The organism is Natronococcus roseus, from assembly GCF_043677095.1.
GTDB classification, from domain to species: Archaea; Halobacteriota; Halobacteria; order Halobacteriales; family Natrialbaceae; genus Natronococcus; species Natronococcus roseus.
Genome location: NZ_JBHLJR010000005.1, coordinates 305,657 through 331,801, shown reverse-complemented (window position 1 = coordinate 331,801; position 26,145 = coordinate 305,657). Strand labels below are relative to the sequence as shown.

Below are 26,145 nucleotides of genomic sequence, written 5' to 3'. Positions count from 1 at the left end.
GGGGCTGAGTCCTGTGGTCAGTCTGCCTCGATACCCCGCTCTCCTAACTGGGTCTTCTTCCCCGCAACTAGTAATCAGTCAGGTTTGCAAGCTGTTAACATAAACCGACCGAGAAGCTGTTCCGACCATGGATCAATCGGAGTCCGAGACGATCGCCCGAGTAGATACGTTTGCTCAGCAGGCTCGCCGACGTGCGAAGACCGAACGGGCAGCGGTCGAGTGGGCAATCGACGAACTCGGGTCCGAGATCACGATACAGGGGATCGACATCGATCCGCTCCTCGAGAAGGCAGAGCAGAGCCGTGAGAGTTTGCCAGATCGTCATCGGCGAGCCTACGACGCGATGGTTGAGACCTTCGACGTCGATCTCGATATCTACGAGGTGTACGTCTTTGCGTACCCGGAACTCTGCGGAGCGCTCAGTAACGACGGATCCGAAGGTGGTGGAGGCGGGTGTGCGAACGTACTCGTTGAGCCGTCGATAGCGACGTCCGATGCATCCAGACCCGACGCTCCGGCAACGGGCCCGCTCGTACTCAAGAACCGGGATATCACCGGACGGGGACTGCGACCGAAGTCGATTATCGAACAGCCACCGATAGACGACTATCACGGGTTTCTATCGGTCGACTCCTGCGGAACGGTCTCGATTTTCAAGGGCGTCAACGATCGAGGACTGGTCGTCGCGAATACGAACATCGACCGAGAGCAAGACGACGTTGACCGAGAACTACAGATCCGGAACGGGACCATCGTTCGCAGGATACTGGAGGAGTGTGCGACCGTCACAGAGGCCCGAACGCTACTCGAGTCGATTCCGACGTATCGACTGATGGGGCAAACGCTGTTTCTCGCCGACGAGGACGACGGTGTGATACTCGAGATCGACCCGATCGCGGAGGAAACCGCTGTCGAGGCCGGGCCTGTCGCAACGCGAACAAACCACTTCGTCCTCTCGGAGTCACCTGCAACTGAGAGTTCGACGGCACGTCTGAATCGGCTGTCGTCCCTACTCGAAGACGCCGATAGAATCGGGAGGGACGAGCTGTGGCGGTTCGCTCGGGATCATGTGAACGGGCCAGGTGACGACTCGATCTGTCGGCATCCCGAACCCGAAACGGACGAACCGAACGGCTTCGGACAACTGACAACCGCGAGTTCGGCAGTGTTCGAGGGCGGCTCTCCGGAGATCGAAGTCACGATCGGGAATCCATGCACGGCGGACCGCGTGCGGTGTTCGCTCGGTGGTGAGGTTCCGAGTGACCTTCGAACGGGGCGTCAGTGGCTCGCTCGGCGGTAGTCGCCTCGTGATGGGAACCATTCGAATTCAGCACGAAGATCGGCCGAGAGCGATCCGGAGTCGATGTACGTTCCCGGAACCGACTGTTTGTCGACGACCTACCCGACGCGAAAAAACACGACACGTTCAGCAGCGGCTGAGCCTCCCGGCAGCGCGAGCGTCTCGAGACCCGACTGACGGCAGCGATTTCCGTTCCGTCCCCGTACTCCGCGTATGGACGATCCGAGCAGCTACGGGATCGTCGGCCGACTCGCGCTCGCGGCGTTCGTCACCGTCGCGCCGACGATCCTCTTTCTCGGGCTGGTGCGGGGGTTAGAGCGACTGCAAAACGACGCGCTCGTCTTCGAGTTGCGTCGGCAGGGAACCCTCGAGCCGTCGCCGAACGACGACGTTCTCGCCGTGCTGGCAAACGGGCTCGAGTTCGACCGCGCCGACGGCTCGGGGCCGCGGTGTCCGACCTGCGGAGAACCGAACGGTGCCGACGAGCAGTGCTGCGGGGAGTGTCTGGCTCAGTTCTCGAACTCCTGACGGTCGAGTTCAGGAAATCGGTTCGAACCGGTGGAGGACGGCGGTGTTCTCGTCGTCCCACTCGGTGCCGTGGGTGCGTTCGATCCGCCGCTTGTAGGCCTCGAGATCCGACCACCCCTCCGCGCGGGCGTCCTCGTCGGTCAGATCGCCGAGCCGCCGTTCCGTCACCTCGACGAGTTCGAAGGTCGTCCCCTCGATCTCGAAGCTGTCGCCCTCCGCGGCGTGTTTGTCCCCGCGGTGGAGCTGGGTGATCTCGCCCTCGAGAGCGCTCGTTCGAAGCCGTTCGGCGGGCAGGAGGTCGCTCACGTCGATCGTTCCCATGGACGGACGTTCGGTCGCCGACGAACAACGGTATCGGTGACGCGAGTGTCCTACAGGCTGACCGGTTCCCCGTCGACGTACACCGTCTCGGGGTCTCGAACCGTCTCGATGTCCTCGCAGGGATCGCCGACGAGCGCGAGAACGTCCCCGCGGTTGCCGACCTCGAGCGTGCCGATATCGTCCGCAGGAACGGTTTCGGCGGCGACCCGGGTCGCAGCCTGGAGCGCCTCGTGCTCGCTCATGCCGACCTCCTCGACGAACAGCTCGAGTTCGAGGGCGTTCTCGCCGTGAGGGACCAGTTCGGGGCCGAGGAAGTCCGTCCCCGTCGCGATCGGGACGCCTGCCTCGTAGGCGCGTTCGACGGAGTCGAAGTGCGCTTTGCTGGCCTCCCGGGCCTTCTCGAGGCCGTAGTCGGGAACGCCGTGATCGCTTCCGTGCTCGAGCAAGCGATCCATGATCGACAGCGTGGGGACGAAGATCGCCCCCGTCTCGGCGAACAGCTCGAGACACTCCTCGTCGACCCAGAACCCGTGCTCGATGGTGTCGACGCCGTTTCGGAGCGCGGCCTTGATCCCGGGCGCGCCCTGGGCGTGGGAGGCAACCGGGATCCCGACCCGGTGGGCCTCCTCGACGAACGCCCGGATCTCGGCGTCGGTGAACTGGCTCTGGTCGGGAGTGTCCTTTTCGCTCAACACCCCGCCGGTCGTCATGATCTTGATGACGTCGACGCCGTCGCGGATCCGCTTGCGGGCCTCCTTGCGACACTCGTCGGCGCCGTCGGCCAGCGTCGCCAGCGAGCCGTCGCCGCTCGCGGCCCACTCGTAGGGGAGAAAGTGCGAGTCGCCGTGCCCGCCGGTCTGGCTGATGCTTTGCCCGCTCGTGAACACCCTCGGCCCCGGAATCGCGCCCTCGGCGACGGCCCCGCGAAGCCCGAGTCCGGTCGACGAGCCGACGTCTCGGACGGCGGTAAAGCCCGCCACCAGCAGCGACCGGAGGTCCGCGGTCGCCCGTGCAGTCCCCAGCTCCGAGGATTCGGTGGCCCAGACGAGCGGGTTCATCTCCCGGGTTCCCTGCAGGTGAACGTGGGCGTCGATCAGACCCGGAGTAACGGTGGGGTAGCTGTCGTGGGCGGCCGCCGACGGCACGGCGACGTCCTCCTGTGTCCCGACGGCGTCGATCCGCCCCTCGTCGTCGACGACGAGCCGTCCGTCCGACAGCGGCGGCTCGTCACGGCCCGTCACGACCACGTCCGCGTCGATAACTCGCATATCAAGACGTTCACAGCGGGGGCGGTTAGCAGTTGTGCGTTATCGCCCTTCTCCCTCGAGGGGATCTCGAGCGAGGACGGTCGGCCCGTCGTCCGTAGAACCGTTCGATGAGGGCGGGTCGTCTCGAGCGAGCGAGGCACCGAGCATCCGACCGAACTCCGAGTCGCCCTCGAACAGGAGTCGCACGGTCTCGCCGTCGACCGTGGCGATCGTCAGCTCGGTCGCGCGGGTTCGCGAGAGTCCGACGCCGTCGAACGCGGCGACGAACCGGGGCGTGCAGGCGAGGTTCCCCAGCCCGGCGACCGTCGCGGCCGCGAGTAGCGAGGGGGAGATCGAAGAGACGAAGGCCGCGAGTACGGCGATCGACAGGAGGAGAAAACCGCCGGCACCGATCAGGAACTGACGGACAGTCTGCTCGAGCCCAGTCATCGTGCGAACACGACGAGTCGCCGCGAGCGTCGTCGCGGCAACCGCCGCGAGCGCGGTCGTGAGCGCGCCGCCGATCGGTCCGACGCCGGCGGCGACACCGACCGCGACGAGGACGCCGATCGTCGCGAGAAGCGCTCCGACGGCCCCGACCAGGAGCGCGTCGTCCGTCCGGTAGCGGTACTGCCACCGGCGTCGGGGTCGGCTCCGGACCGAGCTAACGAACTCGTATCTGATGTCGGTGAGCGCGCCTCCCGCCGAGACACAGAGCACGCGCCGGTCGGTGAGGCCGACGGCTACCGGCTCGGATCCGGGCTCTCCGGGGAACGAACCGGTAGCGAGCGCCCGAACCGATTCGCCGTCGACGAGGTGTCTCGCGAGTCGGTCTTCGGCGAACGTCATCGACTCACCGTGTGAGGGGAACCGACAAAGTAAGCCACACCTTTCCTCGAGCGAGCGACGGTTTCGGAACCGAGCGGGGCCGGTCCGCGGTACGATCGGACGTGATCACGCCGTCGATCCTGACAAACGCTGTCGGGCGGTTTTCTGCTGGTAGTCGTTCATTATCCTCACCGTCATCGACACGGCTCTCGGACGAGACTCGGCGTACGGGATTTCGGTTCCGGCGGCGTCTACTCCCGTCCTACCTTTTTCCAGGGGGAGTCACCTTGCCGCGCCGGGGTCGTCGCGACGACGACGCGACGGCCACAGGAATCCCGGAACCGCCCGGACGAGCCGCGGGAGGGTCCCCAGCGAGAACAGGCCGAACTGCGAGAGGAGGCCGAGCGCGACCAGCGCCAGAAACAGCGGCGAGGTGACGTCGAACAGCAGCGGCTCGAGCGCCAGCGTCTCTCCCGCGGCGAGCACGGCGTCGGGGGTGAGCGACTGCGAGGCGAGCGCGGCGCCGACGACTGCAGTGATCGCGGCGGTCACCCACCGCGTCAGCACCAGCCCGAGCACCGCGGCGACGAGGCCGACCGCGACCGCAAGCCCCCACTCGAGGGGCCAGCCGCTCTCGGGGGCGAGTGCGGCGATCGCGGCGAGCGTGAGGGACGACCCGACGACGAACCCCAGAAGCGAGACGGCTGCCGACAGGACGAGGTAGCTCCCGAGACCGCCGACGATCGCGCCGAGTGCGGCGGCCGTTCCCGCGGCCGCGACGCCTTCGAGTCCAAGCGCGGCTCCGACCGCGGGGCCGACCAGATACCCGCCGCCGGCGCCCGCGGCGAGTCCGAGGGCGACGACGCCGTACACGGAGAGGGCGGTGCCGGAGAGCAGGAGGGCGATCCCGGCGAGGACGAACGCGACGGCGACCGCATCGATCATGCTGAGTATTCTCGAGCCCGGATAAATAAACGATTTGTTCACTCGTCGACAGCCGACCTGTCCGGTAGCCTCTAGCGTCCGGAGTTCCGTCAGAGGTTTCCGGTCCCACAAACGGTTTAACCCTCCTAATTATATCTAATTACAGTACGATGACCGAGAACTTCCCCGACTACGTCGACGTAAACTACGACGACGGCGAGGGCCAGGATCCCGAGGACTACCCGCACATCAACGACAAGATCGAGAAGGCCGTCGAGGTCACCCGACAGGGTCTCGAGCAGTACGAGAACCCCGCGGTGATGTGGACCGGCGGGAAGGACTCGACGCTCGTGCTGTACTTCGTCAAGGAGGTCGCCGAGCGGTACGACCTCGAGGTACCCCCCGCGATCTTCATCGACCACTACCAGCACTTCGACGAGATCCACGACTTCGTCGATGACTGGGCCGACCGATGGGATCTCGAAGTCATCTACGCGCGAAACGAGAACGTCGGCGACTACGTCGACGAGCACGGCCTCGAGCCCGGCGACGAGATCGAGATCGAGGAGCTCTCCGAGCAGAACCGCCACCACGTCCGGAACCTGCTCGAGTACGAGGAGGACACGTTCCCGTTCCTGCTCGACACCTACGTCGGCAACCACCTGCTGAAGACGGTCGCCCTGAACAACGCCTTGGAGGAACACAACATCGACGGCATCCTCTCGGGCGTCCGCTGGGACGAACAGGAGGCTCGCGCGGACGAGACGTTCTTCTCGCCGCGTCACGACCCCGACATCTACCCGCCCCACGACCGCGTCCAGCCCATCCTGCAGTTCGAGGAGGCCGCCGTCTGGGAGGCGTTCTGGAACTTCGTGGTGCCGGACACCGTCGCGGAGTTCCCCGACGAGGGCTACGTCCCCGAGGACAAGGACGACCTGCCGGAGGGCCTCGAGCCCCGCGACACGCCCGTCTCGCCGAAGTACTGGGAAGGGTTCCGATCGCTGGGTAGCGAGATCAGCACCGAGAAGACCGAGGACGACCCCGCCTGGCTGCAGGACCTCGAGGGGACGACCGAGCGCGCGGGCCGCGCCCAGGACAAGGAGGACCTGATGGAGCGTCTTCGCGATCTCGGCTATATGTAGGCGCGGTCACGGTCGAGTAGCGCCTCGAAACGGACTTTTCTTTCGACGCGATCGATGCCCCGGCAGTGCGTTTCATGCGTTCCCGTCGCGTCGATACCTCGATGACCGACGAAGACTCGAGAGCCATCGACGACGCGCACCGATCCCGTCCCGCGACCGAGGCGAGCTACGGAATCCCCGACGACGGCGACGAGCTGGTCCCCTGGACGTTCGTCGGCGAGACGCTAGCCGACGACCGGTCGTACTGGATCACGACCGTTCGCCCGGACGGATTTCCGCACGTCAGGCCGACCTGGGGCGTCTGGGTCGACGGGGCCTTCCACTGCGGGGGTGGGGAGGGGACCCGGTGGGTGCGCAATCTTGCGAAAACCGACGCCATCGTCGTCCACCGCGAGGACGCCGCGGAAGTCGTCATCCTCGAGGGCCGGGCCGAACGACTCGACGAGGAGACGGCCGACGCCGACCTCCTCGAGCGACTCGACGGGGCCTACGAGGAGAAGTACAACGTTCGGCACGGAACGCCGTTCTTCCGGGTCCGACCGGACGTCGTATTCGCGTGGTCAGACTTTCCGACGGACGCGACCCGCTGGACGTTCGAGGAGGAACCCTGAAACGACGATTCCGGCTACTTTGTCGCCCGGTACTGGCCGTGTTTGATCCCGATCAGCAGCATGATGCCGCCGAAGACCACCATCGACGGGACGACCATCATCAGGATATCGTCGGTCGTCATCATGTCCGAGGCGATCATCCCGACCGCGCCGAGCGTGATCAGCGCGATAAACGTCGCCGCCGTGGTTGGCAGATCGAACTCCATACGTAATCGTGGGACGGCGAACCCCCAAAGGGTATCGGAAACCGGCAGTTCGCTCGGCCTGACGCTCGAGCTGGGCCGAACGTATTCGGATCCGACAGCTCCGCCGAGCCACACGGCTCCGGAGATGGACGCGTTTCGGACCCCCTACGTCTCGAGGTCCGTCTCCAGCCCGTGTGCCGCTTCGACGAGCTCCCGCAGGCGTTCGACGAACCGAGCGGCGGGCGCGCCGTCGACGACGTCGTGGTCGACCGTCACGGTGAGATCGAGGAGCTCTCGAGACACGACCTCTCCGTCCACGAACCTCGGCTTGCGCTCGATGCCGCCGACGGTGAGCTGGAGCGCGTAGTTCGTCGGACTGATTCCCCAGCCGCCACCGGTACCGAACATGCCGATCGAGGTCACCGCGACGGTGCCGGCGACGCGCTTCCAGCGTCGGGGAAAAGTCCGGGGAAGCCGCCAGAACAGCCGTCGGACGGGACCCGGGAGTCGCAGTCCCGCGGTCGACAGCCCGCGCTGTCGTCCCGCGTTCGGATCCGTCTGGGCCGCTCGGATCTCGTCGTGAATCGACTCGAGCGAGCGTCGGTTCGCCGCCCTGAGAACGTGGGGAACGCCGATCCGTTCGCCGTCGACCTCCCGCTCGATCAGGACGTTCACGTCGACGTCCTCGAATCGGACGAGCCGTCCCCGCCAGTCGCGGTAGGTCTGGACGCGAGGATGGTCGTCGATCGCTCGAGCGAGACTGAAGACGAGAAATGCGGTGAACGACCGTCGCGTTCCAGTGTGCTCCTCGAGGTCGCGAATGCGCCGTCGAGCCTCGGTCACGTCGAGTTCGACGAGCCCGTGAACGACGCTCCGTCGGCCGGCAGTTCGCATGTAGTCGACGGTGCCGCGTCGCTGCAAGGGGAAGGGTTCGATCGTTGCGTCGCTCTCGTCCATAGTCGCCCCACCACGAGGACGACCATCCCGCTTTGCGCGCCGGGCCGATCAGTTCGACGGACGCACCAGGTTCGCCAGCGCGACCGCAAGTCCCAGCAGCCACCCCAGCGGGAACGCGATCGCGACCCACATCGCCGCGTAGGCCGCGCCAGCGAGTTCGAAGTTCGCCCGGAGCAGTTCGTTGATCCCGCCGACGGCCAGCGGCCCCTCGAGCAGCTGCACCGCGAACGCGTAGCTGGGCTCGAGGACGACACCCTCGAGCGACGGGGTCACGAGCGCGGCGACGACCGGGGGGAGACAGAGCGCGGTCAGCGCGAACGGGTACGCGAGCAGGACCGAGACGGATCGGCCGCCGACCCGCGAGCAGCCGGCCGAAAGCGCCGTCGCTCCCGTCGCGACTGCACTGGCTGCGGCAACTGCGAGGACAGCATCGGGCTCGAGCTGAAGGTGGGCGACGGCCGTCAGCCCGCCCCACGCGAGGACGGCGAGGCCGGTGACGCCGGCGACGCCGAGCCGGGTTCGGGTCGAGTCGAGTTTCGCCGCGTAGTAGCGGGTCGCGAGGCCGAGGACGGTGAGCGGGTAGGCGACGAGCAGACCGAGCGCGCCGAGGACGCCCCAGCCGTAGTAGCGGAGCTGCTGGGAGGTCGTCTCGGGGGTCCACCGACCCATGACGGCGTGGCCGCGGCCGCGCTGTCTGGGAAACCGAAGCGCCATCCAGCCGACGTGGAGCCGCCGAACGTCGGTCGCGATCTCGCCGAGGACGCCGGCGTCACCCCTCCGTGTGCGGGTTGCCATAGCGCCTGCGACGGCTCGAAAAGTGGTAAGCTTTCTTCCTATTCAGGAATTCGAACTGGTCGAGCCGGCAGCGCTCGAGTCAGTTCCAGGGGGCGAACTCGGGGTCGACCTCGCGGCTGACGTCGTCGACGTTGTCGATCGTGTCGACGTCGGAGCGGTCGAGCTCGACCATTAGCGACTCCCAGTTGTCCTCGAGGTGGTCCTCGCCGGTCGCCTTCGGGATCGCGGTGACGCCCTTCTCGCGCAGCCAGGCGAGGCTGACCTGGGCCTCGCTGACGCTGTGTCGGGCCGCGACGTTCTGGATCCCCTCGTGGTTGAACACCTGGCCGCGGGCCAGCGGCGAGTAGGCGACGACGTCGACATCGTACTGCTGACAGCGCTCGCGCAGGTCCGGCTGAGGGAGCAGCGGGTGGAGTTCGATCTGGTTGGCCGCGATCGGCGCGTCGCAGACGTCGATCGCCGCCTCGAGATCCTCGGCCATGAAGTTGCTGACGCCGACGTTCTCGATCAGTCCCTCGTCGTACAGCTCCGAGAACGCCGAGAGGGTCTCCTCGGGCTCGTACGCCCCGGCGGGCCAGTGAACGTACAGCATGTCGAGGGAGTCGACCCCGAGGCGGTCCATGCTCTCTCGAGCGGTCTCCTTGACGTCCTCGTAGCCGAGGTTGTCGGTCCAGATCTTCGTCGCGAGGAAGACCTCCTCGCGGTCGACGTCGGCGCTGGCGATCCCCTCGCCAACGGCCTCCTCGTTGTCGTAGGCCTGTGCCGTGTCGATGTGTCGGTACCCTTGCTCGAGGGCGTTCCGGACGCTCTCGGCGCACTGTTCGGGGTCGTCGTTCTCCCAGGTACCGAGGCCGAGCATCGGCAGGCCGTTCGACGTCGTCGGACAGAAGTCGGGAGCGATTTCGTCTACCATGTCCGAAGGATTCGTCAGGACCCGAAAAGGGGTTGGGATTGCGTGAGCAAGACGGGTAGCCCGACGTGCTACCCTGCCGCATAGTAGCAACTCATAGCGTGGGTCTGCGTTCAGGGGAGCCCTGAGGCAGCAGTTACGTATAGCGAACTTTTTTATCGGGGTCCTCCCTCGTTCGCTGCGCTCACTCGGTCGAACCTCGCCAAAAAACTTCGATGAAAAAAGGCCGCCGTCACGGGGTTTCACCCCGCTCCGGCGGTGAATCGCTCGCGGTGCTCGCGAACACCTCCGTAGCACTGATCGTTCCATTCGCACGTGCTACGTAACGATTCGCCCGATCCAGACCGAGTCCAGAGACCGCGATGCTGCACCGACAACCTCCGCTCGAGTCGCGCGCTACTGGTACATCCGCAGCGGCTGGGCCTGGGAGCTCTCCTCCTGGCTCAACTGTTGCATCTGGCGGGCGAACTGCTCGCGCTTCTCCCGGATCTCCTCGGCCCGGTCGACCAGCTCCGCCACGTCGATCGAGACGTCCGCGATCGGCGCGATCCCCTCCTCGAGCAGGACGGTCGCCGCCTCGGGGTCGGGAAACTGCGGGCTCGAGTCGACGATCAGCCCCAGACTGTCCTCGCCGCTCTGTGCGGCGCGGTCGAGCAACGCCCCAGTGGGTCCGCTGACGACGCCGTCCTCCGGCGGCGTCGCGATCCCGTGGTCCTCGAGCGTCTCGAGTTGGGATCCGGTGGCGACCCCGTACAGCGAGGGGGGCTCCTCGCGTTCAGCGGGAAGCCCGCTGAGGTAGATCGGCCGCACCTCCCGGGCGGCGATCCAGCTCGAGACGCAGTTCGCGACGCTGCCGACGGCCGGCGAACCGATCGGCACGTCACTCTGCAGCGCGATCAGGTCGTGAGCCTCGCTGGCGTAGAGCCGAACGGGCGGGCGTACCCGGCCGTCGCCGGCCCGGTAGGTCCCGACGCGGGGCAGCCCCTCACAGTCGACGCTGGCGTAGTACTCCATCTCGAGCTCGCGAATGAGGTGGTCGGTCGCGATCTTGCCGACGAGGCCGACGCCGGGAAACCCCTCGACGAACGTCGGCTCTTCGAGCGATACCTCGGAGTCCCGTATCTGAATCCCTGCCATGTGCTGACAATCGCGGGTGAGCGACATAAAGACGGTGCCGACGTGGGCGGCGCTTCGAAACCCACAAACAACGGGCTCCCGAATCCACGGGCAATGGAGCCACTCGAGCGGTACCGGCCGATCGTCGACGACTTCGAGGCGTTTCTCGCCGCCTGCGAGCGCCCGCTTGGCAACGCGGTCCGGGTGAACACGATCAAGGCCTCGGCCGACCGGGCGACGACCGCCCTCGAGGAGGAGGGCGTCGGCTACGAGGGTGCCGACTGGAACCCTCGAGTGCTGCGCCTCGAGACGGACTCGCCGGGCTCGACGTGGTCGTCGTTTCACGGATTTACCCACGGCCAGGAGGAGGTGTCGGCGGTTCCCGCGACCGTGCTCGAGCCTGAACCCGGCGAGCGGGTCTGGGACTGCTGTGCGGCCCCCGGCGGGAAGGCGACCCAGCTCGCGGCGCTGATGGACGACCGGGGGACCGTCGTCGCCAACGACAGCAATCTCGGGCGGATCTCGGCGCTGCGATTCAACGCCGAACGGCTCGGTGCGACGAGCCTCGCGGTCACGAACGACGACGCCCGCAACTACTCCCTCGAGCGGTTCGACTTCGAGGAGTTCGATCGCAGCCTCGTCGACGCCCCCTGTTCCTGCGAGGGGACGATCCGGAAGAACCCCGACGCGCTCGACGGCTGGTCGGAGGGCTACCTCGACGAAGTCTCGGGGATCCAGAAGGGGATTCTCGGGCGCGCCGTGCAAGCGACGCGGGAGGGCGGCACCGTCGTCTACTCGACGTGTACGTTCGCCCCCGAGGAGAACGAGGCGGTCGTCCAGCACGTCCTCGAGCGCGAGGACTGTCGGGTCGTCGACTTCGACCTCGGTCTCGAGCACTCGCCCGGACTCACCGAGTGGGACGGCGAGGAGTACAACGGGAGCCTCGAGCAGGCCGCGCGGATCTACCCCCACCAGAACGACACCGGCGGCTTCTTCGTCGCGAAACTGGAGGTGACCGCCTGATGGGTGATGACGCCTCGGACGGCACGAGTGCGGGCGACCTCGAGCAAAACGACGGCCAGCGCTTCGGCCGGCTGCCCGAAACCGCCGCGGAGCGGACCGTCGAGGGCCGAGCCAGCCGCGAGGAGGTCGTCGACTACTTCGCGGACCGCTTTGCGATCCCACCCGAGACGTTCGACGACTACACCTTCTGGGAGAAAGGGGCCGGCAAGATCTGGATCTACGGCGGCGACGCCCCTTCGCCGATCACTATCGAGGCGATCGGCATGACCTGTCTGCGAACCCGACAGGAGCACTGGAAGCCGACGACGGACTTCGTCCAGCGCTTCGGCAGGGAGGCCGGCGAGTGCGTGATCGAACTCGAGTCAGAGGAAGCACGGGCGTTCGCCGCGGGCGAGGATCAGGCCCTCGAGCGCTGGGACGGCGACTGGGGGTATCTGATCGCCGCCCATCGGATCGCGGGCGCGATCGAGCCGATCGGCGTCGGCCTCTACGTCCACGGCGAGTTGCGCTCGATGGTACCGAAAGGGCGCCAGCGGGAGCTGTGAAACGGTTGTAGGATCGGTGTCGTTCCGCTCGCACCGAGGGCGATTCTACAACCGAAAAGGGTTGTTAACCGAGATACAACCAGTACGTATCGTATTTCCAGACGTAGCCGAATATAATCGTCAGCGCTCGACGAGCGTCCCGCCCGCGAGACCCTCCCACTCGACGCGGTAGCCGAGTTTCGAGAGCACCGCGCTCGAGTCCCCGATCCCGTAGGATTCGAGCGTCGCCTCCGCCTCCGACAGCGACGAGCCGGCCTCGAGCTCCTCGCCGAGTTCCTCGAGCACCGACGGTCGAACCAGCGTTCGGCCGACCACTTCGTGCTCGGGGAAGGCGACGTCGGCCAGCGCGTCCTCGCTGACGCCGCGGTCGGCGGCCAGCGCCTCGAGGGTGCGGACGTCCGCGTCGGGTCGCAGCTCCTCGGGCAAGGCGGCCGCGCTGTCGGCGACGAGCTGGCGCTCGTACTCCCGGAGGACGTCGCGGACGTCCTTCAGCCGAACGCTGCCGGAGTAGGGGATCGCCCGGAAGTCCCGCGCCGAGATTTCCTCGCCGACGCCAAGCGACTCGTCGACGGCGACGACCAGCTCGACGTCCTCGAGTTCCGAGAGCTGGCCGAGCTTCTTTTCGACGTACTCGGGCGTCCAGAAGCCCATGATCTCGAAGAAGACCCGAAAGTCGCCGTGCGAGTAGTCGAACGCGAAGTCGGGGATCATCACTCGCGTTCCGGTCTCGAGCGGCTCGGGTTCGCGGACGAGCTCCCAGTCGAGCTCGAGGCTCGAGAAGCGCCCGGCGAAGTCGGCTTCGACGCCGCTGTCGAAGGAGACGTCGGCGACGGGCTCGGCGTCGGGCACCCGCACGGGATCGGCCTCGGAGAGCTCGAGGGTGCGTTCGGTGCCCCGGTCGTCGATCGTCGCCTCGAGGCGCCACTCGCTCGCTTTCGCGACCGTCCGCAGGAGGCGGGCGAACCGAGTCCCGTACCGACGGGTCGCGCGAAAGAGGTGGGTTGGACCCGTGACGACGACCTCGCGGTCGCTCAGATCCGTTTCGTTCGCGTCGTCCGTCTTCCGGATCTCGTACATCAGCCGAAGCCGCTTGATCGCCGAGACGAGCGCCTTCGGATCGCTCGACCTGACTCGTAACCCGGTGGCGTCGAACAGCGCCGTCTGGGCCAGCGAGAGGTTGTACTGGGCGACGAGGTTGTCTGGACCCCACCGCGGCTCGACCGCCGTGAGGACCTGCCGCTCCTCGAGGTCGGCGTACAGCGCCCGCTCGAGGACGTCGCTCGAGAGTCCGAGCCCGTCGGCCGCGCGGGCGAGCGCCGTCTCGCGCTCCTCGCCGGTGACGACGCCGACGGCCTCGGCCGCCTCGAACGCCGCCTTCCGTGCGCGTTCGGGTTCGATCGTCGCGTCGGTCTCGAAGCTCGCGTCGCGCTCGAGCAAGGCCGAAAAGCCCCGGACGAGCTTGAAGTGGTCGGCGTCGCGCTCGAGATCGGTCAGGGCGTCCTCGAGCTCCCCGCGGGTGTGGCCGACGTGACCCTGGTAGGTACCGACGACGCGGGCCGCGAGGGGACGGTGCTCGCGGCTCGCGAACTGCGGGTGGTACCCGCCGCCGGCTCTCGAGACGCGAAGCAGATCCTTCGTCAGCATCTGTCTCGAGTCGGTGTGCCGAACGCAAAAGTGGACCGACCGCGGGGATCGCGCGTTCGGATGGGCTACTGTCGGTCAGTTCCGGTGCGACCGCGATCAGCCCTGCAGTCACACCGGGAACTCGGTACAGCGGTCCGTCTCAGTCGTCAGCGGCCGACGCGTCGCCCGCGCTTGGCTCGGGAACGTCGGCGACGTCGGTGCCGGTGCTCGAGGTGGCGACCGTGACGGCGACGATCGCGGCGATACAGATCGGCCAGACGAACAGCGAGTAGTGTTCGGGCGTGATCCACCCCGCGCCGAACGTCGCCACCAGGCCGGTGACGATTCCGGCCAGGACGGCTTCGCCGGTCGTCCGCTCCCAGAACAGCATGAACAGCAGCGGGAGCCCGAACGTCGCGCCGAGCCCGACGTACGCGAACTCGATGATCTCGAAGATCGTTCCGGGCTGGACGAACGCGAGCGCGACGCCGCCCAGCGCCAGGACGCCGACGGTACCTCGCCCGAGCAGGATGAGTTGGGCCGGGCTCGCGTTCGGGTCGATCTTCTCCTCGTAGAACCGGGTGAAGTCGGAGGAGGCGACCAGCAGCATCGAGTCCGACGTCGAGAGGATCGCGGAGACGATCGCCGCGAGCAGGACGCCCGCGATCAGCTCCGGGAAGAAGTCGACGATGGCCATCATCGCGACGTTCTCGGGGTTGTCGACGGAGCCGTAGAGGACGCGGCCGGCGGCGCCGATCAGCAGCGGCACCGTCAGTCGGAGCGACTGGAAGGAGACGGAGATGACCGACGCGGGGCTGAGCAGCCGCTCCGAGCGGATCGCCTGGAGTCGCATCAGCGAGTGAGGTTGGCCGATGGTCCCGAACGCAAACGTCACCAGCCCGAGCGCCGAGAGCAGGAACGCCTGTCCAGCCAGCCCGGCGGACATCTCGAGCAGCGCCGCGTCCTCGACGGCCGCCGCCTCCGTGACGAACGCCGACCAGCCGCCGATCTCGGCGATCATCAACACCGGTAGCGTCACCGCGGCGACGAAGATGAGGATCCCCTGGAAGACGTCGGTCCAGATGGAGGCGTTAAACCCGCCGAGCATCGTGTACAGGCCGACGATGACGCCGCCGACGGTGATCGCGACCGCGTAGTCGATACCGATCCCGGTGTCCATCGCCTCGCCGACGGCGATGATCTGGGCGCCGACGTAGGCGCCCATAAACAGCAGGATCGAAACCGTCGCGACCACCCGAACGTACGTGCTGATCCTGGCGTCCTCGACCGCGAGCGAGAGGTGGTCGGCGATCGTGATGCTGCCCAGCTCCTCGGACTGGCGGCGAAACCGCGAGCCGACGTAGCGGTACATGAAGACGATGATGAAGATCATCGTGATCGAGAACCACAGGCCGTGGATTCCGGTCAGAAAGCCCATCCCGACCCAGGCGAAAAAGGTCCAGCCGCTGGCGACGGAGGACACTTCCGAGATCGCGACCGGCCAGGCCCCGACGTCCCGATCCGCGAGAAGGTACTCGGAAAGCCGATTCGTCTCGGTCGTCACGAAGAAGTACGCCCCGATCGCCAGCAGGATGAGCAGGTATACGCCGAAGGTGAGCTGGATCGTCGAGACCATCTCACCGCCTCCCCAGAACGGAGACGTAGCCGTCGTTGGTCGTTCGATCGATCCAGTACAGCACGAGCGTCGCGATCGGGAGCGCCACCATCACGAACAGCGCGATCGCGGTCCCCGTCGGTACTCCCAGCACCATGGGTGAAGATGGCACACAGCGACGGTATATAGCTATCGACTCGTCTGGAGTCGGGCGATATCGTCTCGAGTCCCGATCGCCTCGGAGTCCGGGAGCAAGCGCCCTCGCCTGAGGGTACAGGCCGGCTCGTTATGCCCGTGCCAGTCCCACTACGGGACGATGACTGGGAAACACACGTGGGCGATTCCGGAGGGGTACATCCCCGAGGAGAGCACCGGCCCCGAGCCCGAAATGGAGAGCCACGAGACCGTCTGCGTCCTGAACACGAACGACGAAGAAGCGACGATCGAACTCACGTGCTACTTCACCGACCGCGAACCCGTCGGTCCCTACGAACTGACCGTCCCCGCCGAGCGAACCCGTCACTTCCGGTTCAACGACCTCGAGGATCCCAAGCCGGTACCGAGGGGCGAGGACTTCGCGAGCGTGCTCGAGTCCGACGTACCGGTGGTCTGCCAGCACACCCGACTGGACTCGCGCCAGGCCGAGAACGCGCTGCTCACGACGATCGCACACCCCGGGGAGTAACTCGGTTCCGATCCCGAGACGCGATCGACTCGCACTCTCACCCGACGGGCGGCGCCGCGGGAGCGTCTCACTCCCCGCGCCGATTGCGCGCCGCCCACGGGCGGAGGATCGCGTAGACGGTTTCGGTCGTCGGAACCGCAACCCCGTGCTCCCGTCCCTTCCGGACGACCGCTCCGTGAAGCGCCTCGAGCTCCATCGGCTTCTCGCGGGTCATGTCGTAGTGTAACGACGAGTACGAGTCGTCGTCGAGCTCCGCCGCGAACGCCATCCAGCGCGAGACCGCGTCGTCGGGAAGGTCGACGCCGGCCGCCCGGCCGACGCTGCACACCTCCTCGACGATCCGCCGGTAGGCGTCCCACGACTCCGGCGTCTCCCGGATCTCGCCAAGCGGCAGCCGGACCGCCGCGGTCATCCCCGCCTGGGCGCAGATGAACGCGGCCTTCTCCCAGAGAGCCGTTCGGATCGCCGTCGAGAGCTCAGCGTCCATCCCGTCGGCGCGCTCGCAGAACTCGAGGAACCGCTCCGCCCGATCGCTGCGCGTTCCGTCCAGCTCGCCGAAGGTGATGGCGGCCGGACCGCCCGTCTGTTCGATCACGCCGGGCTCGGCGATCGTCGAGAACACGTACGCGACGCCGCCCATGACGCGATCCTCGCCGATTACGTCGGCGAGTCGCTCCTCGTTGTCGACGCCGTTCTGGAGCGAGATAACGGCCGTGTCCTCGTCGAGTAACGGCTCGAGCTCCCGGGCGGCCGCGGCCGTGTCGAAGGACTTCACGGCGAACAGGACGTAGTCACAGACTCCGATCGACGCGGGATCGTCGGTCGCCGAGAGGTCGGCCTCGAAGTCGCCGCGGACGCTGTCGACATGAAGGCCGTCCCGCTGGAGTGCCTCGAGGTGGGTTCCTCGAGCGACGAGGTGGACGTCCGCACCCGCGCGGGCGAGCCGACCGCCGAAGTACGCGCCGACGCCGCCCGCGCCGTAGACCGCGATCTTCACGCGAGACCGACCCCCCGCTGACGCTCGAGTGTTTCGTCGTCTCTCATCGTTCGGCGTTCGGTGCGGCCGGTGTTATACGTTGCCGGATCGCGCTGAGGTCGAACCGCGATCAGTCCCGACGCCTTCGGGAAGTCCGCTCCTCGGCGGTCTCGCCCGCGACGACCTCGTACAGCAGCGCCCGACCGCCGTCTGCCTTCGGGCGCAGGATCCGGCCCAGCCGCTGGGTGAACTCCCGTTCGCTGCCGCTGCCCGAGAGCACGACCGCGACGTTCGCGTCGGGGACGTCGACGCCCTCGTCCAGCACGTTCGAGGTCGCGATTCGCGTGTACGTTCCCTCGCGGAACCGCTCTAAGATCTCCCGGCGCTCCGCGGTCCCGGTCTGGTGGGTGATCGTCGGGATCAGGAACCGCTCGCTGACGTCGTACGCGAGGTCGTTGAACGCCGTGAAGACGATGATCCGCTCGCCGCGGTGGTCCTCGAGGATCCCCTCGAGGGCGTCGATCTTGGCCTGGCTGCCGTAGGTAATCTCGCGGGCACGCTGGCGCGCGAGCAGCGCCTCGCGGGCCTCGGGGTCCGACCCCGAGCGCTTGACGAGCTCTTGGTAATCCGAGCCGCTGGAAAACTGGATGTTCGACTTCGCCAGATAGTCCGCGAACACCTCCTGATTGCGGTCGTAGGCCTCGCGTTCCTCCGACGTGAGCGATACCTCGAGCCGTTTCACGTCGTAGGGCGCCAGGTGATCGCCCGCCAGCTCGTCGGGCGAGATTCGGTAGACCCGCGGGCCGACGACGTCCTCGATGATCTCGTGGGCGCCGTCGGGCCGTTCGAACGTCGCGGTCAGCCCCAGTCGCGCGGGCGCGGCGAGCAGGCGGGCGATCTCGCGGTAGCCCTCGCCGCCGAGGTGGTGGACCTCGTCAAAGACCACCAGCCCGAACCGATCGCCCACCGAGTCGGCCTTGAGGTAGGCCGAGTCGTACGTCGAGACGGTGATCGGCTCGAGTCGCTGCTCGCCCCCACCGAAGCGACCGATCTCGCGGTCGAACTCCCGCTCGAGCTCTCGTTGCCACTGCTCGAGCAGGTCGATCGTCGGGACGACCACGAGCGTCGGGGTCGCGAGGCGCTCGATCGCTTTCAGCGCGATGACGGTCTTCCCGCTGCCGGTGGGGAGCTCGAGGACGCCCGCGGGGGCGCGGTCGACGGGGAGTGTTCCGTCGGGTTCGAGGCCCGCCCAGCGGTCGGTCTCGAGCCAGGCCGACAGCGCCTCCTGCTGGTACTCGCGGAGTTCGTAGGCCGAGCGAAGTTCCGAGAGGCGGTCGGTTTCGAGCACCCGATCCCGAACGGCAACGTCCTCGAGCGCCAGCGCCGCCCGAAGCGGCGCGTACCGCAGGGCGGGAACGCGTCGGCCGCCCGATCTGGGATCCGACTCGAGTTCGGGAACCCGATCTCGTAGCGCCGACGCGAGTTCCGGAGTCGGTCCCTCGAGACGGACGGTACCGTCCTCGTACCGGAGCTCGATGGCCGCTTCCTCGACCGTCGGTGTCACGCCGAACACTGCGGTCGGCGGGCACATATATCGTCGGATCGCGCCCCGTCGAGTCCGGATCTCAACCCTTTTACCGCCGCTGGTCGTTGACCCGATCATGAGCGAAGACGAGGGCACGAACGCGTCAGCCCAGGGTGTCCCGTCCGAGGATCGACCCGACGACGGCGACGGCGTCGAGACCGACGCGGGCGACGAATCGGACGCGGAACCGACCGATCCGGAGCCGGAGACGGCCGGCGAGGAGAGCGAAGCCGACGAGGAAACCGTCGAGCAGCTCCGCGCCGAGCTCGAGGAGGCCGAGGCCGAGATCGAGGACCTCGAGAGTCGCCTCAAGCGCAAGCAGGCGGACTTCCAGAACTACAAGAAGCGCGCGAAAAAGCGCCAGGAGCAGATGAAAGACCGCGCGACCGAGGATCTGGTCGAGCGACTCGTCGGCGTCCGGGACAACCTCAAGCGCGCGCTCGAGGAGGACAGCGACGACGTCGAGAGCCTTCGGGAGGGCGTCGAAATGACGATGCGGGAGTTCGACCGCGTCCTCGCCGACGAGGACGTCTCCGAGATCGACCCCGAGCCCGGAACCGAGACCGACCCCCAGCGCCACGAGGTCATGATGCAGGTCGACAGCGACCAGCCCGAGGGGACCGTCGCCGACGTCTATACGCCGGGCTACGAGATGGGCGAGAAGGTCATCCAGAACGCCCAGGTGACGGTGTCGAACGGCGAACTCGAGGCCGCCGAAGACGGGGACGCTACGGAGTAATTCCTCGAGGCGCGAAGCAGCGTACCTGTTCTGTCTGCGAAACTGACCTCAGCACTACACCTGGGAATTGTTATTCGTGGTAGTAGCACGGAGCACAGCTGCGCTATCCGCTCCGCGAACCGACGCTGGACGAACCGACCGAAGACCTGCTCACGTGTCGTCACCCGTGGTATACGAAGAGGGTGCCACGGAGTAAACGATGAAACCGATAGCCGTGGCCCCAAAGATCATCCAAACCGGTCCGACAGTTCCGACGGAGACCGAAATGGCTAACAGAGCCAGTGCGACAGCGATTATCGCGGCCCGAATCGCACGCAGGTGTGCACCGAGTAGTGCATCGTCCATATCCCGTTCCGCTCCCGGATGGTAATATGTTTTATAGGGTTGCGGAGGGCGGATCGGAATCCCGAGTGAGTCGCTTGTACCGTGTGCTTGGCACCCTTCGACGACCGGGCACCGGCTCATGCAGTACCCACGTGGCGTACAGCGAGTCGGATCGTTCGGAGGTGGACCCGCAACTGGGTCCGGGAACCTCGCCTCACCTACCGGCGTGGAAACGGCCGAACGAAACGGAGTGCGGTGCTATCTATAGTAGCCGCTGAAATCAATGCACACCCGATTGCGCGGAGGCTGTACGATTGCTGTGTAATCGTTTCAGTTGTTACTAGAGGGGAACGTCTTCCCGCGCGCTGTGTTGTGCTGGACAGTACGATCGGCGACGCGAGAACACCGCGGGACGACTTCCCGTCGTAGCTCTACCTTGTAGCCAGAGGCACTTAAGTCGAGGATGGCGAGCGGCGGCACTCGAGGCAACTCACTCGAGCGAAGCGAGAGTGCCGTCACGGTCCCGCGGGCCCGTAGATCCCGTCGGCCTCCCCGCTCGGTCCGTCGCGAGGGCTCGTTCCGAGGAACGGACAGTAGCCGAACGAAAAGTCAGTATCCAGCTCGAGAGCTCTCCTCCCACCGTATCTGATGTAATCCAAAGTGCGCTCGATCGCTGTGATAAGCTTTAAACCAAAGTGAGCATTACCCGTCTCGTAATGACGAGCAACAAGATTCTCGGTATCGACCTCGGTACCACGAACAGCGCGTTCGCGGTCATGGAAGGAGGCGATCCGGAGATCATCGCCAACGGCGAAGGCGAACGGACGACGCCGTCGGTCGTCGCGTTCAACGACGACGAGCGACTCGTCGGCAAACCGGCCAAGAACCAGGCCGTCCAGAACCCCGATCGGACGATCCAGTCGATCAAGCGCCACATGGGCGAGGAGGACTACACCGTCGAGGTGGACGACGAGGAGTACACGCCCGAGGAGATCTCGGCGATGATCCTCCAGAAGATCAAACGCGACGCCGAGGAGTATCTCGGCGACGACGTCGAGAAGGCCGTCATCACGGTGCCGGCCTACTTCAACGACAAGCAGCGCCAGGCGACGAAAGACGCCGGCGAGATCGCCGGCTTCGACGTCGAGCGTATCGTCAACGAGCCCACTGCGGCGTCGATGGCCTACGGTCTCGACGACGAGTCCGACCAGACCGTCCTCGTCTACGACCTCGGTGGTGGCACCTTCGACGTCTCCATTCTCGATCTGGGCGGCGGCGTCTACGAGGTCGTCGCGACCAACGGGGACAACGACCTCGGGGGCGACGACTGGGACGAGGCGATCATCGACTACCTCGCCGAGGAGTTCGAGGCCGAGCACGGGATCGACCTCCGCGAGGACCGCCAGGCCCTCCAGCGGCTGAAAGACGCCGCAGAGGAGGCCAAGATCGAACTCTCCTCGCGCAAGGAGACCGACATCAACCTGCCGTTTATCACCGCGACCGACGACGGCCCCGTCCACCTCGAGGACTCCCTGACCCGGGCGAAGTTCGAGAGCCTCACCGAGGACCTCATCGAGCGCACCGTCGAGCCGACCGAGCAGGCCCTCGAGGACGCCGGCTACGACGAGGGCGACATCGACGAGGTCCTCCTCGTCGGTGGCTCGACCCGGATGCCCCAGGTCAGCGAGAAGGTCGAGGAGCTCACCGGCCAGGAGCCCCAGAAGAACGTCAACCCCGACGAGGCCGTCGCGCTGGGCGCGGCGATCCAGGGCGGCGTGCTCTCGGGCGACGTCGACGACATCGTCCTGCTCGACGTCACCCCGCTGTCGCTGGGGATCGAGGTCAAGGGCGGCCTCTTCGAGCGCCTGATCGAGAAGAACACGACCATTCCGACCGAGGAGTCGAAGGTGTTCACCACCGCGGCGGACAACCAGACTTCCGTGCAGGTCCGGGTCTTCCAGGGCGAACGCGAGATCGCCGAGGAGAACGAACTGCTCGGCGAGTTCCACCTCACCGGCATCCCGCCGGCGCCCGCGGGAACGCCCCAGATCGAGGTCACCTTCTCGCTCGACGAGAACGGGATCGTCAACGTCTCCGCCGAGGACCAGGGCTCCGGCGAGAGCGAGGAGATCACCATCGAGGGCGGCGTCGGCCTCTCCGACGATGAGATCGAAGAGATGCAGGAGGAGGCCGAGCAACACGCCGAGGAAGACGAGAAGAAGCGCCAGCGCATCGAGGCCCGTAACGAGGCCGAGGCGACGATCCAGCGCGCCGAGAAGCTCTTAGAGGAGAACGACGACCAGATCGACGACGACGTCCGCGCCGATATCGAGGCGGCGATCGAGGACCTAGAGGAGACGGTCGACGACGACGATGCGGACGCCGAGGACCTCGAGGACGCGACCCAGGAGCTCAGCACCGAGCTTCAGGAAATCGGCAAGCAGATGTACCAGCAGCAGGCCGGCGCGGCGGGTGCCGGCGGTGCGGCTGGCGGCGCCGCTGGCGGTGCGGCAGGTGCCGGACCCGGCGGCATGGGTGACATGGGCGGCGCTGCCGGTCCCGGCGGCGCTGCCGGTGGCGACGACGACGAGGAGTACGTCGATGCCGACTTCGAGGACGTTGAGAACGACGTCGACGAAGACGAGGACTGAGAGGACGAGTCTTCGTCTGCCCGCGAATCTTCGATTCGCGCTGTCGACGAGGACGACGAGAACTAACAGGACGAGCCGTCAACTAACCGCTGTAGTCGGGCCGCAAGCGCTGCGTGTTTCCGGTATTTTTCATCGAAGTTTTTGCGCGAGTGGTTCGCCCGCGGCGAACCCGACGCGGAAAAGTTCGGAACGGTCGTTTCAAGTGTCTCAACCGAGTACCGCCCACAACGAATGAGCGAGGATTTCTACGACGTTCTCGGCGTGAGTCGCGACGCGTCCGCCGACGAGATCAAGAGCGCCTACCGGGAGAAGGCCACGGAGTACCACCCGGACGTCAGCGACGATCCCGACGCCGAGGAGAAGTTCAAGAAGATCCAGAAGGCAAAGCAGGTGCTGACCGACGAGGAGAAGCGCGAGGCCTACGACCGAATGGGCCACGACCGCTACGAGCAGGCCGAAAAGCACGGCTACGACGCCGGCGGCGGCGGTGCCGGCGGAATGGGGGGCGACCCGTTCGGCGGCATGGGCGGCGGAATGGGTGGCGGCGGTCTCGGCGACATCTTCGAGCAGGTCTTCGGCGGCGGCGGCGGTCGCGGTCGCCAGCGCCCGCGCAAGGGCCGCGACCTGCGAACCGAACTCGAGATCACGCTCGAGGAGGCCTACGAGGGCGTCGAGAAGCAGTTCACGGTCGAGCGGCCCGAGGCCTGCGACACCTGCGACGGCGAGGGTCACCCGCCGAGCGCCGACGCCCAGACCTGCCCCGAGTGTCAGGGGCGGGGCCAGGTGACGCAGGTCCAGCAGACGCCGCTGGGCCGGGTCCAGCAGACGACCGCCTGTCCGCGCTGTGAGGGCGAGGGAACGCTGTACTCGGAGACCTGCGGCGACTGTCGCGGCGAGGGGTACGTCCGCGGCGAGGCGAGCCTAACCGTCGAGGTGCCCGCGGGGATCCAGAGCGGCCAGACCCTCCGGATGGAACGAGAGGGGTCGCCCAGTCCCGAGGGCGGTCCGCGCGGCGACCTGCTGATCGACGTTGCCGTCGCCGAGCACGACGAGTTCGAGCGCGAGGGCGACGACCTGCGCCACCGGTTCCCCATCTCGTTCCCGCAGGCGACGTTCGGCGACACGGTCCAGGTGCCGACGCTCGACGGCAGCGTCGAGTTCGACGTTCCCGAGGGCACCCAGAGCGGGGAGACGTTCCGCCTGCAGGGGAAGGGAATGCCCCGCCTGCGCGGTCGCGGCCACGGCGACCTCTACGTCAAGGTCCAGATCGTCACCCCCGACTCGCTCAACGAGGAACAGCGCGACGCCCTCGAGGCGTTCGCCGAGGCCGGTGGCGACGAGATCGAAGTCAACGAGGGGTTCTTCGAGAAGATCAAGCGAGCGTTCTGAGCGGGCTCTCGATGACGACCGTTCGGCTCGGAAGATAGTCTCGAACGCTATCAGTGCGAGTTTTCCCGAATCGTGATGTACGTGAACGCGCCATGTCCGAACAGATACTCTTGCTGGCGGGCGATTTCGTCGAGGACTACGAAGTGATGGTCCCGTTTCAGGCGCTCCAGGCCGTGGGTCACGACGTCCACGCGGTCTGTCCCGAGAAGGACGCGGGCGACCAGTGTCCGACGGCGATCCACGACTTCGAGGGCGATCAGACCTACACCGAGAAGCCGGGGCACAACTTCGAGCTGACCCACGAGTTCGACGCGGTCGAACCGAGCGACTACGACGCGCTCGTCGTTCCCGGCGGCCGCGCGCCCGAGTACCTCCGGACCTACGACGAGGTCCTCGAGACGGTTCGGCACTTCTTCGAGGAAGAGAAACCCGTCGCCTCGCTGTGTCACGGGCTCCAGATACTCGCAGCGGCGGACGTCCTCGAGGGCCGGACCTGCACGGCCTATCCCGCCCTCGAGGCCGATATGCGCCAGGCCGGCGCGGAGTGGGAAGAGGGCGTCGCGCGGGACGGCAACCTCGTGACCGCTCAGGCCTGGCCCGACCACCCCGAGTGGCTCGCGGCGTTTCTCGACCTGATCGGGACCGACCTCGAGCAGCCGGCGGAGGCGGCCGACGACTGACGCCCGCGAGTCGGCGCGCTTTTTTGCGATCGGCCCTCACTCGAGGGTATGAACGCCGCGACAGTCGACGACCTGCTCGCGCGAGAGCGACGCGGCGACCGGACGGCGCTGGTCGACGCGACCGGGCGCGAGTATGACCGCCACTGGCTGTGTACCTCCTCCTGGAAGGCCGGCAACTTCCTTCGTCACTCGGGGGTTCGCGAGGGCGTCACCGTCGGCGTCGTCGGCGAGGGACCCCTCTCGCTGCTCGCCTTCTTCGGCACGACCCTGCTCGAGGGGACCACGCGGTTCGATCCGTCGACCGACCTCGCCGACGACGAGCGGTTCCGAGCCCTCGTCGCGCCGACCGACGAGGGAGACGCCTACGAGCTGCCGCCGGGAGCCCAGCGGGTCTACTACGGCGACCAGCCCGACCAGCCGGGCGTCCATCACTTCGACGCCGGGCTCTGGAGCGAGAACCCCTCCTTTCCCCCGCTCTCGGTCGATCCCGGAACGGCCCTCGTCACCGATGGCGAGCGGACGCTGACCCACGGCGAGGCCCTCGAGGCGGCCCGTGGGGTCGTGGAGGAACACGACCTCGAGGCCGACGATCGGATCGTCGTCCGGGCGCCGCTGTCGAATCCTGGAACCGTCGTTGCCGGCGTGCTCGCGCCGCTGCTGATCGAGGGGACGATCGTTCTCACCGACGGGACCGAGAGCGACCGCGGGAAACGCGGGGAGGTCGCCGTCTCGAGCGATCCCGCCCCCGAGCCGGCCCGGATCGACGTCGAGAGAATCGACTACTGATATCGGAACGCACCGCCCCTTGCACAACCGTTTACTGGCTCTCCGTAGTAGGTCCGGTCATGCCAGACGTAGCCATCGTCGGCGGCGGTACAGCCGGACTGAGTGCGGCGCTTTTCACCGCGAAAAACGGCCTCGAGACGGCGGTCTTCGACACCGACGAGACGTGGATGCACAAGGCCCACCTGTTCAACTACCCGGGAATTCGCAGCATCAGCGGTAGCGAGTTCATGTCGGTTACTCGGGGCCAGGTTCAGGATCGGGGTGCTGACCTCCACATGACCGAGGAGGTGACCGACGTCGAGGAAACCGACGACGGGTTCCGAATCGAGACCGCCGACAGCGAGTACGAGGCGACGTACGTCGTGCTCGCGACCGGCGCCGACCGATCGATCGCCGAGGAGATCGGCTGCGAGTTCGACGACGACGATACCGTCGACGTCAATCTCAGCATGGAGACGAGCGTCGAGAACTGCTACGCGACGGGCGCGATGGTTCGCGCCGAGGAGTGGCAGGCCGTCATCGCCGCGGGCGACGGCGGCGCCGCGGCGCTCGCCATCCTCAGCGCCGAGAAGGGCGAACACTACCACGACTTCGACACGCCTGGCGACGTTCCGACGTTCGAATCGGAGTAGCCGCAATCCACCCTGCGTGTTCGTGGTC

The 26,145-nt window shown here is 66.8% G+C and carries 27 protein-coding genes; 13 read left to right on the top strand and 14 right to left on the bottom strand.

Annotation, left to right across the window (positions count from 1 at the left end):
- The first annotated feature begins 127 nt into the window (after positions 1 to 127).
- Both ACFEMD_RS15680 and ACFEMD_RS15675 read left to right on the top strand, forming a co-directional pair.
- On the top strand, positions 128 to 1,300 hold the full coding sequence (locus ACFEMD_RS15680; protein WP_394742084.1) for a C45 family autoproteolytic acyltransferase/hydolase: 1,173 nt from the start codon (positions 128 to 130) through the stop codon (positions 1,298 to 1,300).
- Between the two features lie 213 nt (positions 1,301 to 1,513).
- Entirely contained in the window at positions 1,514 to 1,828 is a 315-nt protein-coding gene (locus tag ACFEMD_RS15675; protein ID WP_394742082.1) for a zinc ribbon domain-containing protein, read from the top strand.
- A gap of 9 nt (positions 1,829 to 1,837) precedes the next feature.
- Here ACFEMD_RS15675 and ACFEMD_RS15670 read toward each other — a convergent pair whose 3' ends face one another.
- The 4 genes from ACFEMD_RS15670 to ACFEMD_RS15655 form a co-directional block, all read right to left on the bottom strand.
- The gene (locus ACFEMD_RS15670; RefSeq protein WP_394742080.1) at positions 1,838 to 2,149 is read right to left on the bottom strand and encodes an ASCH domain-containing protein; all 312 of its coding nucleotides are present in this window, start codon (positions 2,147 to 2,149) and stop codon (positions 1,838 to 1,840) included.
- Between the two features lie 50 nt (positions 2,150 to 2,199).
- On the bottom strand, positions 2,200 to 3,417 hold the full coding sequence (locus tag ACFEMD_RS15665; RefSeq protein WP_394742078.1) for a metal-dependent hydrolase family protein: 1,218 nt from the start codon (positions 3,415 to 3,417) through the stop codon (positions 2,200 to 2,202).
- Positions 3,418 to 3,456: 39 nt separating this feature from the next.
- A complete protein-coding gene (locus ACFEMD_RS15660) occupies positions 3,457 to 4,245 on the bottom strand; it encodes a hypothetical protein (RefSeq protein ID WP_394742076.1) in 789 nt (262 codons plus the stop codon).
- A gap of 261 nt (positions 4,246 to 4,506) precedes the next feature.
- A complete protein-coding gene (locus ACFEMD_RS15655) occupies positions 4,507 to 5,169 on the bottom strand; it encodes a phosphate ABC transporter permease (RefSeq protein WP_394742074.1) in 663 nt (220 codons plus the stop codon).
- Positions 5,170 to 5,318: 149 nt separating this feature from the next.
- Here ACFEMD_RS15655 and ACFEMD_RS15650 point away from each other — a divergent pair, with 149 nt between their 5' ends.
- Both ACFEMD_RS15650 and ACFEMD_RS15645 read left to right on the top strand, forming a co-directional pair.
- Positions 5,319 to 6,290, top strand: coding sequence for a phosphoadenosine phosphosulfate reductase family protein (locus tag ACFEMD_RS15650; protein ID WP_394742073.1), 972 nt, complete (start codon positions 5,319 to 5,321; stop codon positions 6,288 to 6,290).
- Positions 6,291 to 6,391: 101 nt separating this feature from the next.
- Positions 6,392 to 6,901 (top strand): pyridoxamine 5'-phosphate oxidase family protein, encoded by a 510-nt coding sequence (locus ACFEMD_RS15645; RefSeq protein WP_394742071.1) that lies wholly within the window; start codon positions 6,392 to 6,394, stop codon positions 6,899 to 6,901.
- 14 nt (positions 6,902 to 6,915) lie between these two features.
- Here ACFEMD_RS15645 and ACFEMD_RS15640 read toward each other — a convergent pair whose 3' ends face one another.
- The 5 genes from ACFEMD_RS15640 to ACFEMD_RS15620 form a co-directional block, all read right to left on the bottom strand.
- Positions 6,916 to 7,107 (bottom strand): DUF7333 family protein, encoded by a 192-nt coding sequence (locus ACFEMD_RS15640; RefSeq protein ID WP_394742069.1) that lies wholly within the window; start codon positions 7,105 to 7,107, stop codon positions 6,916 to 6,918.
- Between the two features lie 144 nt (positions 7,108 to 7,251).
- Positions 7,252 to 8,043: a 2-oxo acid dehydrogenase subunit E2 gene (locus ACFEMD_RS15635; protein WP_394742067.1), complete on the bottom strand. Its 792-nt coding sequence runs from the start codon at positions 8,041 to 8,043 to the stop codon at positions 7,252 to 7,254.
- A 48-nt stretch (positions 8,044 to 8,091) separates the two neighbouring features.
- The gene (locus ACFEMD_RS15630; protein ID WP_394742065.1) at positions 8,092 to 8,838 is read right to left on the bottom strand and encodes a hypothetical protein; all 747 of its coding nucleotides are present in this window, start codon (positions 8,836 to 8,838) and stop codon (positions 8,092 to 8,094) included.
- Between the two features lie 79 nt (positions 8,839 to 8,917).
- On the bottom strand, positions 8,918 to 9,751 hold the full coding sequence (locus ACFEMD_RS15625) for an aldo/keto reductase (protein ID WP_394742063.1): 834 nt from the start codon (positions 9,749 to 9,751) through the stop codon (positions 8,918 to 8,920).
- 393 nt (positions 9,752 to 10,144) lie between these two features.
- Positions 10,145 to 10,885, bottom strand: a complete 741-nt coding sequence (locus ACFEMD_RS15620) for a proteasome assembly chaperone family protein (protein ID WP_394742062.1) — start codon at positions 10,883 to 10,885, stop codon at positions 10,145 to 10,147.
- 93 nt (positions 10,886 to 10,978) lie between these two features.
- On the opposite strand from ACFEMD_RS15620, the gene ACFEMD_RS15615 reads away from it, so the two are divergent.
- Positions 10,979 to 11,887, top strand: coding sequence for an RsmB/NOP family class I SAM-dependent RNA methyltransferase (locus ACFEMD_RS15615; RefSeq protein WP_394742061.1), 909 nt, complete (start codon positions 10,979 to 10,981; stop codon positions 11,885 to 11,887).
- Positions 11,887 to 12,432 (top strand): DUF7122 family protein, encoded by a 546-nt coding sequence (locus ACFEMD_RS15610; RefSeq protein ID WP_394742060.1) that lies wholly within the window; start codon positions 11,887 to 11,889, stop codon positions 12,430 to 12,432. The genes ACFEMD_RS15615 and ACFEMD_RS15610 overlap by 1 nt, the downstream gene beginning before the upstream one ends.
- A gap of 120 nt (positions 12,433 to 12,552) precedes the next feature.
- Here the strand turns inward: ACFEMD_RS15610 and ACFEMD_RS15605 are convergent, their stop codons facing one another.
- From ACFEMD_RS15605 to ACFEMD_RS15595, 3 genes are all read right to left on the bottom strand, one after another.
- Entirely contained in the window at positions 12,553 to 14,076 is a 1,524-nt protein-coding gene (locus tag ACFEMD_RS15605; RefSeq protein ID WP_394742059.1) for a DUF790 family protein, read from the bottom strand.
- Positions 14,077 to 14,215: 139 nt separating this feature from the next.
- The gene (locus ACFEMD_RS15600) at positions 14,216 to 15,691 is read right to left on the bottom strand and encodes a sodium/proline symporter (RefSeq protein ID WP_394742058.1); all 1,476 of its coding nucleotides are present in this window, start codon (positions 15,689 to 15,691) and stop codon (positions 14,216 to 14,218) included.
- Between the two features lies 1 nt (position 15,692).
- Positions 15,693 to 15,827, bottom strand: a complete 135-nt coding sequence (locus tag ACFEMD_RS15595) for a hypothetical protein (RefSeq protein WP_394742056.1) — start codon at positions 15,825 to 15,827, stop codon at positions 15,693 to 15,695.
- A gap of 159 nt (positions 15,828 to 15,986) precedes the next feature.
- Here ACFEMD_RS15595 and ACFEMD_RS15590 point away from each other — a divergent pair, with 159 nt between their 5' ends.
- The gene (locus ACFEMD_RS15590; protein ID WP_394742054.1) at positions 15,987 to 16,355 is read left to right on the top strand and encodes a sensory rhodopsin transducer; all 369 of its coding nucleotides are present in this window, start codon (positions 15,987 to 15,989) and stop codon (positions 16,353 to 16,355) included.
- A 67-nt stretch (positions 16,356 to 16,422) separates the two neighbouring features.
- Here the strand turns inward: ACFEMD_RS15590 and ACFEMD_RS15585 are convergent, their stop codons facing one another.
- Both ACFEMD_RS15585 and ACFEMD_RS15580 read right to left on the bottom strand, forming a co-directional pair.
- Complete coding sequence (locus tag ACFEMD_RS15585) at positions 16,423 to 17,352, bottom strand: 2-dehydropantoate 2-reductase (RefSeq protein ID WP_394742052.1); 930 nt, start codon at positions 17,350 to 17,352, stop codon at positions 16,423 to 16,425.
- A 109-nt stretch (positions 17,353 to 17,461) separates the two neighbouring features.
- Complete coding sequence (locus ACFEMD_RS15580) at positions 17,462 to 18,922, bottom strand: DEAD/DEAH box helicase (protein WP_394742050.1); 1,461 nt, start codon at positions 18,920 to 18,922, stop codon at positions 17,462 to 17,464.
- A 70-nt stretch (positions 18,923 to 18,992) separates the two neighbouring features.
- On the opposite strand from ACFEMD_RS15580, the gene ACFEMD_RS15575 reads away from it, so the two are divergent.
- From ACFEMD_RS15575 to ACFEMD_RS15550, 6 genes are all read left to right on the top strand, one after another.
- Entirely contained in the window at positions 18,993 to 19,655 is a 663-nt protein-coding gene (locus ACFEMD_RS15575; RefSeq protein ID WP_394742049.1) for a nucleotide exchange factor GrpE, read from the top strand.
- A 1,040-nt stretch (positions 19,656 to 20,695) separates the two neighbouring features.
- Positions 20,696 to 22,630, top strand: coding sequence for a molecular chaperone DnaK (gene dnaK / locus ACFEMD_RS15570; RefSeq protein ID WP_394742047.1), 1,935 nt, complete (start codon positions 20,696 to 20,698; stop codon positions 22,628 to 22,630).
- A 231-nt stretch (positions 22,631 to 22,861) separates the two neighbouring features.
- Positions 22,862 to 24,019, top strand: a complete 1,158-nt coding sequence (gene dnaJ, locus ACFEMD_RS15565; protein WP_394742046.1) for a molecular chaperone DnaJ — start codon at positions 22,862 to 22,864, stop codon at positions 24,017 to 24,019.
- A gap of 92 nt (positions 24,020 to 24,111) precedes the next feature.
- A complete protein-coding gene (locus tag ACFEMD_RS15560) occupies positions 24,112 to 24,699 on the top strand; it encodes a DJ-1/PfpI family protein (protein ID WP_394742045.1) in 588 nt (195 codons plus the stop codon).
- 48 nt (positions 24,700 to 24,747) lie between these two features.
- Entirely contained in the window at positions 24,748 to 25,485 is a 738-nt protein-coding gene (locus ACFEMD_RS15555) for a hypothetical protein (RefSeq protein WP_394742043.1), read from the top strand.
- 59 nt (positions 25,486 to 25,544) lie between these two features.
- Positions 25,545 to 26,117: an NAD(P)/FAD-dependent oxidoreductase gene (locus ACFEMD_RS15550; RefSeq protein WP_394742041.1), complete on the top strand. Its 573-nt coding sequence runs from the start codon at positions 25,545 to 25,547 to the stop codon at positions 26,115 to 26,117.
- The last annotated feature ends 28 nt before the right edge of the window (positions 26,118 to 26,145 follow it).

What these genes read in the sequence shown, in the direction of transcription:
- ACFEMD_RS15600 (WP_394742058.1), bottom strand. Translation starts at nt 15,691, where the DNA reads ATGGTCTCGACGATCCAGCTCACCTTCGGCGTATACCTGCTCATCCTG.
- ACFEMD_RS15555 (WP_394742043.1), top strand. Translation starts at nt 24,748, where the DNA reads ATGAACGCCGCGACAGTCGACGACCTGCTCGCGCGAGAGCGACGCGGC.
- ACFEMD_RS15645 (WP_394742071.1), top strand. Translation starts at nt 6,392, where the DNA reads ATGACCGACGAAGACTCGAGAGCCATCGACGACGCGCACCGATCCCGT.
- ACFEMD_RS15605 (WP_394742059.1), bottom strand. Translation starts at nt 14,076, where the DNA reads ATGCTGACGAAGGATCTGCTTCGCGTCTCGAGAGCCGGCGGCGGGTAC.
- ACFEMD_RS15615 (WP_394742061.1), top strand. Translation starts at nt 10,979, where the DNA reads ATGGAGCCACTCGAGCGGTACCGGCCGATCGTCGACGACTTCGAGGCG.
- ACFEMD_RS15595 (WP_394742056.1), bottom strand. Translation starts at nt 15,827, where the DNA reads ATGGTGCTGGGAGTACCGACGGGGACCGCGATCGCGCTGTTCGTGATG.
- ACFEMD_RS15575 (WP_394742049.1), top strand. Translation starts at nt 18,993, where the DNA reads ATGAGCGAAGACGAGGGCACGAACGCGTCAGCCCAGGGTGTCCCGTCC.
- ACFEMD_RS15580 (WP_394742050.1), bottom strand. Translation starts at nt 18,922, where the DNA reads ATGTGCCCGCCGACCGCAGTGTTCGGCGTGACACCGACGGTCGAGGAA.
- ACFEMD_RS15665 (WP_394742078.1), bottom strand. Translation starts at nt 3,417, where the DNA reads ATGCGAGTTATCGACGCGGACGTGGTCGTGACGGGCCGTGACGAGCCG.
- ACFEMD_RS15635 (WP_394742067.1), bottom strand. Translation starts at nt 8,043, where the DNA reads ATGGACGAGAGCGACGCAACGATCGAACCCTTCCCCTTGCAGCGACGC.
- ACFEMD_RS15640 (WP_394742069.1), bottom strand. Translation starts at nt 7,107, where the DNA reads ATGGAGTTCGATCTGCCAACCACGGCGGCGACGTTTATCGCGCTGATC.
- ACFEMD_RS15625 (WP_394742063.1), bottom strand. Translation starts at nt 9,751, where the DNA reads ATGGTAGACGAAATCGCTCCCGACTTCTGTCCGACGACGTCGAACGGC.
- ACFEMD_RS15610 (WP_394742060.1), top strand. Translation starts at nt 11,887, where the DNA reads ATGGGTGATGACGCCTCGGACGGCACGAGTGCGGGCGACCTCGAGCAA.
- ACFEMD_RS15590 (WP_394742054.1), top strand. Translation starts at nt 15,987, where the DNA reads ATGACTGGGAAACACACGTGGGCGATTCCGGAGGGGTACATCCCCGAG.
- ACFEMD_RS15650 (WP_394742073.1), top strand. Translation starts at nt 5,319, where the DNA reads ATGACCGAGAACTTCCCCGACTACGTCGACGTAAACTACGACGACGGC.
- ACFEMD_RS15670 (WP_394742080.1), bottom strand. Translation starts at nt 2,149, where the DNA reads ATGGGAACGATCGACGTGAGCGACCTCCTGCCCGCCGAACGGCTTCGA.
- ACFEMD_RS15630 (WP_394742065.1), bottom strand. Translation starts at nt 8,838, where the DNA reads ATGGCAACCCGCACACGGAGGGGTGACGCCGGCGTCCTCGGCGAGATC.
- dnaJ (WP_394742046.1), top strand. Translation starts at nt 22,862, where the DNA reads ATGAGCGAGGATTTCTACGACGTTCTCGGCGTGAGTCGCGACGCGTCC.
- ACFEMD_RS15680 (WP_394742084.1), top strand. Translation starts at nt 128, where the DNA reads ATGGATCAATCGGAGTCCGAGACGATCGCCCGAGTAGATACGTTTGCT.
- dnaK (WP_394742047.1), top strand. Translation starts at nt 20,696, where the DNA reads ATGACGAGCAACAAGATTCTCGGTATCGACCTCGGTACCACGAACAGC.
- ACFEMD_RS15660 (WP_394742076.1), bottom strand. Translation starts at nt 4,245, where the DNA reads ATGACGTTCGCCGAAGACCGACTCGCGAGACACCTCGTCGACGGCGAA.
- ACFEMD_RS15550 (WP_394742041.1), top strand. Translation starts at nt 25,545, where the DNA reads ATGCCAGACGTAGCCATCGTCGGCGGCGGTACAGCCGGACTGAGTGCG.
- ACFEMD_RS15655 (WP_394742074.1), bottom strand. Translation starts at nt 5,169, where the DNA reads ATGATCGATGCGGTCGCCGTCGCGTTCGTCCTCGCCGGGATCGCCCTC.
- ACFEMD_RS15675 (WP_394742082.1), top strand. Translation starts at nt 1,514, where the DNA reads ATGGACGATCCGAGCAGCTACGGGATCGTCGGCCGACTCGCGCTCGCG.
- ACFEMD_RS15560 (WP_394742045.1), top strand. Translation starts at nt 24,112, where the DNA reads ATGTCCGAACAGATACTCTTGCTGGCGGGCGATTTCGTCGAGGACTAC.
- ACFEMD_RS15620 (WP_394742062.1), bottom strand. Translation starts at nt 10,885, where the DNA reads ATGGCAGGGATTCAGATACGGGACTCCGAGGTATCGCTCGAAGAGCCG.